Origin of the sequence: Pantoea sp. ACRSC (assembly GCF_022346785.1) — a bacterium.
Classification (GTDB): Bacteria; Pseudomonadota; Gammaproteobacteria; order Enterobacterales; family Enterobacteriaceae; genus Pantoea; species Pantoea alvi.
The window spans coordinates 1-12390 of the sequence record NZ_JAKRNN010000001.1 but is presented as its reverse complement, the minus strand read 5'-3'; the positions used below and the strand labels follow the sequence as shown (position 1 = coordinate 12390).

The 12390-nt window shown below is 52.9% G+C and carries 11 protein-coding genes and 1 pseudogene; 3 read left to right on the top strand and 9 right to left on the bottom strand.

What is annotated here, in order from left to right; genetic code table 11:
- Positions 1 to 21: 21 nt before the first annotated feature.
- A complete protein-coding gene (locus MHZ97_RS00060; protein WP_103795159.1) occupies positions 22 to 414 on the bottom strand; it encodes a YgiW/YdeI family stress tolerance OB fold protein in 393 nt (130 codons plus the stop codon).
- Between the two features lie 176 nt (positions 415 to 590).
- On the opposite strand from MHZ97_RS00060, the gene MHZ97_RS00055 reads away from it, so the two are divergent.
- Positions 591 to 1553, top strand: a complete 963-nt coding sequence (locus tag MHZ97_RS00055; protein WP_103795160.1) for a chemotaxis protein — start codon at positions 591 to 593, stop codon at positions 1551 to 1553.
- Positions 1554 to 2010: 457 nt separating this feature from the next.
- Positions 2011 to 3579: a methyl-accepting chemotaxis protein gene (locus tag MHZ97_RS00050; RefSeq protein WP_239313229.1), complete on the top strand. Its 1569-nt coding sequence runs from the start codon at positions 2011 to 2013 to the stop codon at positions 3577 to 3579.
- Positions 3580 to 3682: 103 nt separating this feature from the next.
- Here the strand turns inward: MHZ97_RS00050 and MHZ97_RS00045 are convergent, their stop codons facing one another.
- From MHZ97_RS00045 to MHZ97_RS00035, 3 genes are read right to left on the bottom strand one after another with little or no spacing between them, the layout of a single operon-like run.
- A complete protein-coding gene (locus MHZ97_RS00045) occupies positions 3683 to 4678 on the bottom strand; it encodes a glycosyltransferase family 2 protein (RefSeq protein WP_103795162.1) in 996 nt (331 codons plus the stop codon).
- A gap of 16 nt (positions 4679 to 4694) precedes the next feature.
- Positions 4695 to 5984 (bottom strand): oligosaccharide flippase family protein, encoded by a 1290-nt coding sequence (locus tag MHZ97_RS00040; protein ID WP_239313232.1) that lies wholly within the window; start codon positions 5982 to 5984, stop codon positions 4695 to 4697.
- Entirely contained in the window at positions 5981 to 6976 is a 996-nt protein-coding gene (locus tag MHZ97_RS00035) for a glycosyltransferase (protein WP_103795164.1), read from the bottom strand. The genes MHZ97_RS00040 and MHZ97_RS00035 overlap by 4 nt, the downstream gene beginning before the upstream one ends.
- Positions 6977 to 7354: 378 nt before the next feature.
- On the opposite strand from MHZ97_RS00035, the gene MHZ97_RS00030 reads away from it, so the two are divergent.
- Positions 7355 to 7597, top strand: coding sequence for a hypothetical protein (locus MHZ97_RS00030; protein WP_239313235.1), 243 nt, complete (start codon positions 7355 to 7357; stop codon positions 7595 to 7597).
- Positions 7598 to 7706: 109 nt separating this feature from the next.
- Here the strand turns inward: MHZ97_RS00030 and MHZ97_RS00025 are convergent, their stop codons facing one another.
- The 5 genes and pseudogenes from MHZ97_RS00025 to MHZ97_RS00005 all read right to left on the bottom strand — a co-directional run.
- The gene (locus MHZ97_RS00025; protein ID WP_239313238.1) at positions 7707 to 8096 is read right to left on the bottom strand and encodes a thioesterase family protein; all 390 of its coding nucleotides are present in this window, start codon (positions 8094 to 8096) and stop codon (positions 7707 to 7709) included.
- A 131-nt stretch (positions 8097 to 8227) separates the two neighbouring features.
- The gene (locus MHZ97_RS00020) at positions 8228 to 9235 is read right to left on the bottom strand and encodes an alpha/beta hydrolase (RefSeq protein ID WP_239313241.1); all 1008 of its coding nucleotides are present in this window, start codon (positions 9233 to 9235) and stop codon (positions 8228 to 8230) included.
- Positions 9236 to 10031: 796 nt separating this feature from the next.
- Positions 10032 to 10268, bottom strand: a complete 237-nt coding sequence (locus MHZ97_RS00015; RefSeq protein ID WP_239313244.1) for a hypothetical protein — start codon at positions 10266 to 10268, stop codon at positions 10032 to 10034.
- A gap of 197 nt (positions 10269 to 10465) precedes the next feature.
- Positions 10466 to 11785 carry a site-specific integrase gene (locus MHZ97_RS00010; RefSeq protein WP_239313247.1) on the bottom strand — a complete coding sequence of 440 codons (1320 nt, stop codon included), beginning with the start codon at positions 11783 to 11785 and terminating at the stop codon, positions 10466 to 10468.
- 333 nt (positions 11786 to 12118) lie between these two features.
- Positions 12119 to 12390 (bottom strand): annotated as a pseudogene (locus MHZ97_RS00005) (IS5/IS1182 family transposase); the annotation flags it as partial.

Here is a 12390-nt window from a genome sequence, read left to right as displayed (position 1 = left end):
TGCGCCGAAACGCCGGCCGGGTTACGGCAGGTCAATCTGGGTGACGTGCAGCACCGTATTCTCGCCTTTACCTTTTACGTGGCCGCTGACGCGCACCTGCTCGTCCGCCTTAAAGGTTTTGCCGTCGAAGGTTTTTTCCGGCGCGATAATGGTGATGGTGCCGGTGCTGTCGCGGAACTGGTAGTTATCGCCCTGCAGCTTCTTCAGAATATAGCCTTCAAGCGTGACGTAACCGTCCTGACGAAAATCGCGGATCTGGTTGATATGGGTCTGGCCGGTATCCTCTGAACCTTTATAGCCTGCATCCTGCTTTTTCTGCGGCGGCGGCGTTGCGCCCGCTTCAAAACCGCCCTTCTCAGCCAGCGCTGGCAGACTCAATACGGCCAACAGCGTAAACGTCATGACTTTTTTCATGGTGCGCTCCTTTAATGAAATTTTTCCGTTGTGACCCTCTAAGCCTGGCACAAGAATCGCTAACTGCGCGCGCGATCAAATTTGCGCACTCGCCTCTCACTTTTTAGCCAGTCGTGCCGATAACGCTTTTATCATTCACTTTCGCCGCGCACAGGCGGCAGCAAGGCAGAGCAACGATGGATAATTTTCAAAAAGAGATAGATGAAAGAGCGAATCTGGCGTTATCGAACCGCTTTGAACTGCTGCTGTTCCGTCTGGGCACCGATCAGGCCAGGGGGAAATCGGAGCTGTTCGGCATTAACGTCTTCAAGCTGCGGGAAATTGTGCCGATGCAGCCGATTACCCGCGCGGCCGGCATGCGTTCGCCGCTGCTGGGCATGACCAATATTCGCGGCCAGTTTATTCCAGTGATCGACCTGCCGGCGGTGGCGGGCTGCACGCCGGAAACCGGGCTGAATCTGCTGCTGGTTACCGAGTATGCGCGTAATACCCAGGCTTTTGCCGTGGAGTCGGTGGATAACATCGTGCGCCTCGACTGGAGCCAGGTGCATACCGCTGAGAAAGGCATCGGCGGCCGCAATATCACCAGCATCGCCTGCCTCGACGATGAAAAGGGCAGCAACAGCCTGGCTATGGTGCTCGACGTCGAGCAGATCCTCTATGACGTGATCCCTTCGGTGCGCGGCAACGAGCCGACGCCGGAAACGGTGCGCAGCTTTAAGATCAAGCCTGGCGCGGTGGCTATCGTCGCGGAAGATTCGAAAGTGGCGCGTCAGCTGCTGGAGCAGGGCCTGAAGAGCATGGGCATTCCCGCGCTGATGCACAACACCGGCCTGGAAGCCTGGCTGAAGATTAAAGAGATGAACGAAGCGGCGCAGGCGGCGGGCGAATCGATCCACGACAAGATCGCACTGGTGCTGACCGATCTTGAGATGCCGGAGATGGACGGCTTTACCCTGACGCGCAATATCAAGCGTGAGGCGTCGCTGAAGGACATTCCGGTGGTGATTCACTCCTCGCTCTCCGGCAGCGCCAACGAAGATCACGTGCGCAAAGTGGGCGCCGACGGCTACGTCGCCAAATTCGAAATCAACGAACTCTCCGCTGTGATCCACAGCGTGCTGGAAAAAGCCCCCTGATGCACCCGGCACGCGCGACACCCCGTTGCGCGTGCCTTTTCCGACCCCGCTTTATCCTCTCTTTTATTGCGTTGCCTCAATCCTTTTATCCCCCTCTCCGCCCATGCCGATCGCCTCGCGGCGTGCCGTCGATCTCGGCTAAGCCCGCCCTGCTCTCCCCGCAGGCTCACCGCCTTAATGTAATTGCTTAGCGTGACTAATATTATCGCACTCACCCGCCGGGCTGCCGTTTGTGCCACTAATGATTGTCCTTCACCGCCTCAATTAACCCTGCTTTTTGTGCAGAAATAACCCGGAAAAAATTAAAGTCAAAACAGAAGCATCCGATAACTTGTGCACCGGCTCTCATTTTTAGCCCTTTGCGGGCGGCCTGGGGGCAGTAAAGAGGGATCACACAAAAGCGTTAAAAAACTTAACTATTTCAGCAAAACACTTAGGTAATCGCGGGAGAACAGAGATGTTGAGATTGAAAAATATGAAGGTCGGCGCCCGGCTTGGCATCGCCTTCGGTATTGTTGTGGTGCTGATGGTCATCATCGGCATCACCACCGTTAGCAAAATCCAGAGCATTAACAGCGGCATTTCCGCCATCATCGATGACCGCTATGTCAAAGTCCGCCTCGCCTTCGACGTGCGCGACGGCGTCAACGACCAGATTAAATATCTGCGCGGCCTGGTGATTGATACCGCCCATCCCGACAGAAACATCAAGCGCTACGGCCAGCTGGATGAAGCGACCCAGCGCACCAATACCGCGATGAACCGCATCGCCGCTATTCAGGTTACCCCCATCGGCAAAAAGAAAATCAAGGGGCTGATTGAGGCGGGCCAGCAGTTTGAAGTGGCAAAAAACGCGCTGATTGCGCTGATCAAAGCGGGTGATTTTGAAGGCGCAGGCGTTTACGCGCTGAAAACCATGACGCCAGCCCAGAACGCTTTCCTTGAGGGCGCCGAGAAATTTGCTAATTCGCAGGATTCACAGCTGCGCGGCGAAGGCCAGAGCATTATTAGCGCCGCCAGCACGGCGATTATGATTACGCTGGTCTGCGCCGTACTGGCGATCCTCGCCTCGATACTGCTGGGCATTTACCTGACCCGCTCGATTGTGCGTCCGCTGAAGGAGGCGCTCGGCGTGGCCGAACGCGTCGCCGCAGGCGACCTCAGCTCTAAAATCACCATCGACAGCCGCGACGAAACCGGCGTGCTGATGCGCGCGCTGCAGCAGATGAACGATAACCTGCTGAGCATTGTGACCGAAGTGCGCACCGGCTCCGATACCATCGCCGTGGCGTCGAATCAGATCTCCAGCGGCAACCTGGACCTCTCAACCCGCACCGAACAGCAGGCAAGCTCGCTGGAAGAGACCGCCTCGGCGATGGAGCAGATGACCTCTACCGTGAAGCACAACGCCGACAATGCGCGCGAAGCCAATCAGCTGGTGGCAAACACCTCGGCGGTAGCGCGCGAAGGCGGCGTGGTGATGGAACAGGTGATTGAGAAAATGGAGGCCATTGCGCTGTCGTCGAAGAAAATCGTCGATATCATCAGCGTGATCGACTCTATCGCCTTCCAGACCAATATTCTGTCGCTCAACGCTGCCGTCGAAGCGGCGCGCGCCGGCGAACAGGGACGCGGATTCGCCGTGGTGGCGAGCGAGGTGCGTAATCTGGCGCAGCGCTCGGCATCGGCGGCGAAAGAGATCAAACTGCTGATTGAAGATTCCGTGGCCAAAGTTGAGGAAGGCAGCAGGCTGGTTTCCCATGCCGGCTCCACCATCGGCGAGGTGGTGAACAGCGTGAAGAGCGTGGCGGGCATTATGAGCGAAATCACTATTGCCAGCAGCGAGCAGAGCACCGGCATCAGTGAGATCAATATGGCGATTACCCAGATGGAAGCGGTAACGCAGCAGAACGCCGCGCTGGTGCAGGAAGCCTCCGCCGCATCGCAGGCGCTGCAGGATCAGGCCGAGCGTATGGCGCAGGCGATGAGCGTATTTAAAACCGGCGCGCTGCGCCCGGCGCAGTAAGCCGTTCAGCATTGGGCGACCCCGAGGGCCGCCCGATGTGATTAACGCGAGTAAACCACAGAGGCATGTAACCCGGTCGTGTGTAGCGGATGAAAGACATCCATTAAAAAGCACGCGCCTTATAGAGGGCGTAAAGACAGTAGTAAGCCGCAAAGCTATTTAAATTCATAATAATATACTTCAGCTTTTCGTTGCGGTTCAGCAGGATAAAAATCCCTTTCGAATATTTTCCGCGTTTTATCTCGTTAATTTCCCGCGAAATTTCATTATGCGTAAAGGCGTCGTGGTACATCGAGGTTACGATCTGCATATCGAGCGCCAGCACCCGCTTCGACACCCCTTTAAGAAAGTAGTCGAGATCGCGATGCATATACTTTTGCATAATGGTGTCATACAGCCCGGTCAGAAACTGTTTGCGCTCTTTTAGCTCGTTGTACTGCACGCGCTTCTTTGACAGCGAATCCATAACGTTTTCGTAATGATAGGCGGCGCTGTCGATCACCAGACAGTTGCTGACGTTGTAGAAATAGTTGAGGTTGAACAGCAAATCTTCACTCATGGAGATCCCCTCCAGGAAATAGAGATTGTTCACCTCAATGACGCGCCGGCTGTAACACTTATTATGCAGATAGCCGATATTATCGCTCATCTCCAGCTCGCCCAGCAGATAAGGCATCTCCTGCGCCGCGAAATAACCATATTTGCGGAGGGTGCCGATGCGGTCGTCCACCAGGTTGCCGACAATTAAATCTACCGGCCTGCCGCGACTGTTATCCAGCGACTGCTGAAAACTGGCAAGAAATGAATCCTCTACCCAGTCATCGGCGTCGAGAAAAATAATAAAATCCCCTTGCGCCTGCTTTAACGCGCGATTGCGCGCCGCGCTGACGCCGCCATTCGGCTGGTTGATTACGCGAATCGTGGGCTGATAGCTAAACTCCTCCAGCAACGCGGCGGTGCCGTCGGTGCTGCCGTCATTAACCACTATCACCTCGTAATCATCGCAGGTTTGCTGCAATACACTGATCAGGGTTCTTCTCAATGTTTTTTGCGCATTCCACGCGGGAATAATAATGCTGAACTTTGGTGTTGGAATCATGTTTAATTCCTCTTAACTATCTGAGGGTTTTGGCGTCGTTTAATAAAAACCATATTTTTTTGGGGCTGAAAAAAGAGCGATGAATAGTGAACATCGGTTGAGCGGCAAAAAAGTAATTCAGCAGCGTAAAAGAGAGCAGCTCGGTCAAAATAACGCTAAAGGCCGCACCGGTCAGGCCATAGAGCGGCACCAGCACGGCGGAGGAAACCAGGCAGATCAGCAGCACGAAAAAGGTTTTTTTCACCAGATAGGCGTAACCGTTGTACTTGATAATAAAGCGATCCATAACGCTGCTCAGCAGGCCGAACATCGCGCCCAGGCAGAGCCAGACCGTTGGCGCGACCGCGTCCTGGTACGCCGGGCCGTAAAAGTAGTGAATAAAGGGTGGCGCCAGCAGCGCGACCGCTGCGATCACCAGCGCCGAGACGCCGACCACCAGCAGGTGCAGCTGCTGAATTTTTACGATGGCGCGTTTGGGATCGCGCTCCGAGAAAAAGGCCGGATAAAAGGACGCCAGCAGCGCATTGGGCAAAAAGACCCAGGCGCCGGAGAGGGTCAGGGCCACGGAAAAGACGCCCGCCTCTTTTACGCCGAGAAAATAGCTGACGCTGAACTGGTTGAGCCGCGTATAGAGCGCCACGGCGATCACCGAGAAGATAAGCGTGCCGCCGGAGGCCAGCATATAGCGCGAATAGGCTTTAAGCTGTTTGCGGTTCGGCGTGCGCAGCCCTCCTTCGTAGCGGCGGAACAGCGCCAGCTTGATCACGAAGGGAATCAAGGTTGCCAGCACGATCGGCAGCGCCAGCCAGGCGGGATCCGCTCCCCAGTATGAAATAACAAAGCGAATCGTCAGGCTGATGGTTAACCCGATGGCATTGGCGATGACGTTCAGCTTCGCATTCAGCATCGCCTCGTTGAAAACGTTGACCAGGTCGATGGCGGAAAAGAGGCAGGCGATGGCCGCGGCGATAATAAAGATCTGCGCCTGCGAGCTCATCTCCTCGCGCATAATCACCATACCGGCAGACGCCAGCGCCAGGTAGAGCGTGAAAATCAGCACCGAGGCGGAGATCATCAGCCTGATGCCGGAGGCTTTATTTTGCGACAGCCGCTTCAGCAGGATAACGTCGCTGCCCATGTAGGCCACCGTCTGCAAAAACTGAAACACCAGCAGCGAAATAGAAATAATGCCGAAGGTGGTCGGCCCGACATATTTCGCCACAAACGAGGTGACAAAAATCAGGCCGAAGACCGCGATAATCTTCTCAGCGATCATCCACATCGAGTTCTTCAGTTTGTCTTTCATAGCTGCTCTCCCCGCCCCGCGCTTTGCGCCAGCTTGCGCAATTGCGACACCAGCCGCGGCGAGCAGAAAAAGAGCGTGAAGTAGAGGCTCCAGCCGTTAACGATAACGCCTGAAGAGAGATAGGCTTTAAAAGCCTCTCGATAGCGTCGAATATGCTCGTTAATAAAGGCAGAATTAAATTCGCCGGAGGCGATGGCCTTATATAAATAGGCGGAAGAGACCTTCAGCAACAGAAAATAGAAAAACTTATCGTTGCTGCGCGACAAGAGCCGCTGCATTTCGCTAAATGAACGGGCGAAGGAGAAATGTTTTTCGCGCACCGACGAGCGCGTCGCCGAGTTCTCTGACTCGACGTAGTGATAAATCACGCTGTTGATGCAGATTACCCGCCGGGTGCCGAGCAGGCTGAGATACTGCATAACAAACAGCAGATCCTCGAAGTTCGCGATCTGTTCATTAAAGCGCAGCTGAGCGGCGCGAATAAGCTCGCCGTTAAACAGCTTGTCGCAAATGCCGTGGCGCGGATGAAAATAGAGCAGATCGTTAACCGCATCGCTGGCGCTGAGCACGCGCTGCGCCTCGGTCGGAAAGGCGCGTGCGATCGGCTGCCCCTGCGGCGTAAAGTGCTGCGACTCGCCGACAATCAGGCCGACCTCGCTATTCATCAGCGCCAGGCAGAGGCTTAACGCGTCGGCGGGCAAGAAATCGTCCGCATCGACAAAGCGCAAATAGGTGCCGCGCGAGGCCGCAATACCGGCGTTGCGCGCTGAGGAAACGCCAGCGTTGCGCTGGGTGATAATGCGCACCTGGGGATGGTCGGCCCAGCTCTCCAGGATGAGCGGCGAACTGTCGGTCGATCCGTCATCCACCAGAATCAGCTCGATGCGCGGCGCCTGCTGCGCCAGCACGCTTTCAACGCAGCGAATAATCGAGTTTTCGGCATTATATACCGGCACAATTACGCTAATTAACGGGTTGTTAAGCGTCACCATAGATCCTCTGGATAAAATATTTTACGTGCGCGTTAAAAGCGCGCAGAAATAGCCGCAATAACGCCTTAGTGCCGGGCTCACGTCGACATTTTTGTTTTTTTCCCGGATAGATCAGATACGACTAAAGAAAAAATCAGGATTGAATGATGAGATATTACGTGCCGCTTTTATTCCGTCAATGGGTGGTGCGCTAAACCGGAATTTCCGCATGACCGCTCTGCTTATCTATCAGAATTAATGGATAAGCGGACATTAGGGTTATCTGCAAGATTTTTCGCAGCCTTAAGCAGGAAGCATTAACAGGCAACGATAAAGAGAATAACAGCGCCGCCAGCCTGACCTGGAGAAATTTTTATTCATTAGGAATTATCCTGGAGGGTGAAAACAAAAAATGCTGTGCTTTCATGGCATCGCAAAATTAGATATGCGAGCTTACCAGCGTGGCTTGATTATTTTCTTTTCTCAAGGCGCGCCCTGTTTATCAGCGGTCAGTTATGCGCTCTTAAGAATGATAACAGGATCTCTTTAGCCTGTAGCGCCAGCTTAAACAAAGCTGATATGAAAAAATCAGAGGAAAAGGCGCAAAAAATTAAGGCGCTTAATGTGACGCAGGTCGCGTAAATGTTGTGGGGCGGATTAGGAATTGAGCGAGGCGTCAGGACAGAGGGAAACCAGGCATCGCGTCGGTGCCGGGTTATGAAGGGCTGGCAGCAGCCCTTCGTGCTGATTATTAAAGCGAATTAAGGGCGTTCATCACCGCATCCGGCATGCTCGGCCTGCCGTTGCTGAGACAGGTGGCAACAAAGGTCGCTTCTGCACAGATAACGCCATCGACCTTAATCTGTTGAACGAAGTTGACCCGATTGCGCTTTTCATTCTTCTCCAGCGTGCAGGTCACCTCCAGACGATCGCCCTTTTGCAGGCTTTTGCGGAAGCGCAGCGAATATTCCAGCACCATATAGAGGCGTCCCTGCTTAAACTCCTCTTCTATGTCGATGCCCAGCGCTTCGCGCATATAGGCATGGCGTGTCCATTCCATATAGAAGGGATAGTAGAGGCCATCGACGATGCCCTGGAAATCGATATGCTTTTCATCAACTTCATAGTGCTTTGCAAACATGTTCCGTATCTCGCGGTAGTGAGCAGATTAACAGCCTGATTTTGCTAATCTAACTTGGCCTAGCGCGGATGCCTTGCTTTTTTTGTGCTGCCGCGAAGGGGAAAAAGCCAGGCGTTTCGCCTGGCGCAGCATCACTTCAGGTGCGTTTTCAGCCCGTCTGCCGCCTGGCGCAGCGCGGTACGCACCGCCGGTACGTCGCTCAACCCGTTCAGCAAGCCGTAGTCGTGGATCAGCCCGTTGTAGCGCGTTACCGTGACGTCGACGCCCGCGGCGTCCAGCTTGCGGCCAAAGGCCTCACCTTCGTCGCGCAGCACGTCAAGCTCGGCGGTCTGGATTAAGGTTGGCGGCAGCCCCTGCAGCTGTTCGCGGGTGGCGCGCAGCGGCGACGCCAGAATATTGTTACGGTCGCTCGCCCTGGTGGTGTAGTTATCCCAGAACCATTTCATCATATTGCGCGTCAGGAAATAGCCCTTCTGGAACTGCTGATAGGAGCCGGTATCGAAGCGCGCGTCGGTCACCGGCCACAGCATCAGATCGTAGCGAATCGCCGGGGTATGCTGCTGCTTCGCCTGCAGCGCCACGGCCGCCACCATATTGCCGCCGACGCTGTTGCCTGCCAGCGCCAGCCGCTTACCATCTACGCCAATTTCGGCGCCGTGCTCGGCGACCCAGCGGGTGGCGGCGTAAGCCTGGTTGATGGCGACAGGATAGTGCGCTTCCGGCGACGGCGTGTAGTTAACGAACACCGCGGCGGCGCCCGACTCAACCACCAGGTCGCGCACCAGACGTTCATGGGTCTGGAAATCCCCTAATACCCAGCCGCCGCCGTGAAAGAACATAAATACCGGCAGCGTGCCCTGCGCCCCTTTAGGCTTCACGATATTCAGCTTTAAAGGCTGGCCGTTTACCTCAATCGTCTTTTCCGTTACCTCGGCGTCAGGCAGCGTTGCCCCTTTTTGCGCGCCGATCAGCACTTCGCGTGCCGCCTGCGGCGAGAGCTGTTCAATAGGTTTGCCGCCGCTGCTGTTTAGCGCATGCAGAAAATTCTCTACGTGACGCTCCGGCTGAGGCGCGTCGGCAAAGCTGTTGGCGGACGCGGCGGCCAGCGCCAGCGCTAAAACGGTATGCTTAATGGTCATGAGATTACTCCTTTAATTTATTCACTATTAAATCGCACACTATTTAAATGCATCGCCTTTACTGCGGCGCATTCGGGATGAGGTGAATATATATAGCGCGCTATTTAATAGCAAACATAAAAGTGAGAGCTTGCACGCAATTTACTTTAATGCATTGATAAATAATGATTTTAAAAATGGCTTAGCGCACAGGCTGTCAAAACCTGCCCTGTCTTCACCCGGTCGCTGGCAAACCATCCAGGCGATGAAAGGCGTAGAAGCGATCGTGATTCGGGAACTGGCAAGAGAGGTTAACCGCGATTTTGCGGCGTATGGAGTGGTGTTCAGTCGCTGCCTGCGGGAGACGTGTGGGATAAGAAGAGGACACTATTGTTCGCAGCACAGCTAATGCGAGTCTCTCGGCCTGTTGGGAGGAGGTGATTGAAGAACCCTTTGCTGTATCGTGCGCCAGTTTTGCTTTGTCCTCGGTCGTGGCGTCTGGCGTTTTACCTGGTCAGGAACCAGGAATGAGCCAGCTGTAGCGCATGGCGCATTATTCTCAACGATTATTATTTCCTATGACTCTCATGCAATTTATTTTTCAACCATACTCCAGCACCTAATACTACTCCTGCGATACTCCCTTTTTTCAATGCGATATATAATGCCTCTTCCCATGAAAAAAGGAATGCCCCATCCTTGAAGTAGAAAATTGTTGACACTCCTAGTTGGCATATGAAAAGAACAACAGAAATTAAGGCAGTACAGTACACAACCAGGAAAAGAAGCCAAAGGATACCAACCTTGCTGAAGAGATTCATTGCTTCTTCTCCCGCTTGTCTAACTCATCTTTTACAGCTTTTCCTGTAAGTTCAGAAGCAGTAGAACCTGTAACTGCACCAATAACATCCTTTGTCACTTGATCAGTTACCGGAGACAATGAATCAACAACTTTTCCCCCTAAACTACCAGCCGCACTACCAAGGCCAGTACTTATCACAGAGTTAGTTGGATCTTCCCCTTTAATCGCACTGCCAATCGCAGCACCTCCCATATTGATCGCTGCTGATGCCTGCCAACTTTTACCTGTAGTCGCGGCAGCTCTCCAGAGCACTTGAAAAATGTAAAAAAGATAAATCTGTTTGCAGCAAGGTATATAGAAATAATAAATTTATTAAACCGTAAAGGCTTCACAGCCGAAAACTTGTTTTCGGCTGTGAAGGGTTGAGCAAGCCCACCGGGTGCGATAGGTTATTTTTTGCCAAAGCTAATTTTAATAACGTTATTAGGTACATTATCGTCATGCCTAATGACTTCATGTTCAATAAAATCACCCCATTTAAGAAACAGACTCCGCAATTTTTCTGCTTGCTGACCGACTTGATAGGTTCTGATCAACCGATCTTTGGGTATATGGTTCAGAAGTAACTCAATAAGGCGCTCAGGTGCGTCCAGATACTCAGCACAACCTGTTGCAACGCTGCGACGTAAGTCGTGTGGTGAGAATGTGGCGACTTCTGCCATATGCTTTGTTCTTAAACGTTCAAGAGCACGAGTTATGGCATCACCAGTAACGGGGAAACCTGGTTTACTGAGAGATTCGAATACCCAGGCATCTTCTGAAATAATGCGTTGCGTTTCCAGTATGCTCAGGACAAGAGGGTGGAGCGTAACAACATGGCTTTTACCGTTTTTGGTTTCGGGTATTGTCCAGCGGTCTCCTTTGATTTGTTCCCAGCGCATATTCACTACTTCTGAACGCCGCACACCCGTAAGAATAATCACGCGCAGTGCATTAGCGATAGCCTGGGAAAGGATGACGCTGGATGCGATACCCCGACCTCCTGATGAAACACCACCACCGCCAAATCCGGCTTCGTCCAGTGCTTTCCACAGCATTTGCAGCTCATCTTGTGGCAACCATCTTTCTCGTGGTTTACCCATTGAGGCACCAAACATGGCTGGTTTGAGTAAGCGTGCCGGGTTGTGGTCAATCAACCCCTGTAACGCAGCGTGATCAAGCGTCATATTGAGAAGGATAAGTCCTTTGCGGACTCCTTCAACACTGGTTTTCCTTACTCCTATAAGATGCTCATAAATAACGGCTCTGGATAAATCACAGACACGCACTGAACCTAATCCTTTTTCCAGATGGCGATGATAGGTTCCCTTGTAATCTGCCAGGGTGCGGACTCCAATAGGTTTACTTGTTTCACGGAGCACCAGCCAGTCTTCCCACAATTTTGAGAAAATCGGCATTTGCTCATTTTGTCGCTTTTCCGCTTTTCGGACATAGCGTGGATCAATACCTTGCTTAACCAGTTCTACCGCTTCTGCATGAGCCTCACGCGCCTGAGCCAACGTCATAGCAGGATAAGAACCCAGGGTGATTTTGATTTGTTTCCCATTGAGATAGGGACGGTACAGCCAGCTCTTTGTTCGACTCCCGGATCGGGATTCGACTGACAGGCCAGAACCTGCTTTTGATTTAACGCTGACGACAATACGGGTTTTACCATCTTCTGGTGTCAGGTTTGCTACCTGTCTGTCCTGGGTGATCACGGTTGCCATATTGGCCTCATCTCGCGTACTTGCTGGCGTACTTATTTAGCATTGTATAGAGTGAAATCTGATGGAACAATATGAGACGGTATTTTATTTTAACTTTATAATTTTACGTGTTTTATTGGGATGGCATGGGATGTAGTGAAACATGCTGGAATCGATATTTTTTATTTTCGTAATGCGAAGGTCGCAGGTTCGACTCCTGTTTCCGGCACCAGTTCACACTCTCCCCAGCGCTTCCCGAATCAAAAAACCTCATATCCTGTAGTTTCTGACCCCCTCGCGGCTTTGTTGAATAAATCAGCTTCAGGACGAGTGACTCTGTAGCTGACCGGGTTTTCAGGCAATACGCACGCTTTCTGGCATACCAGCCTTCGTTATTTTATTCAGCGCACGCACCATGCCCAAAGCCTCTGCTACCTGACCATCGTAATCACGCAGCGTCAGTGAACCTCCGAACAGTTGCTTTATCCTGTACATGGCCGTCTCCGCTATCGAGCGACGGTTGTAATCTGTTGTCCATTTCCACCGGGCATTACTCCCGGTCAGCCGCTGATTCGCTACTGCACGGTTACGGTCTGCGTACTCTACGGGCCAGTAACCCGCTCCTT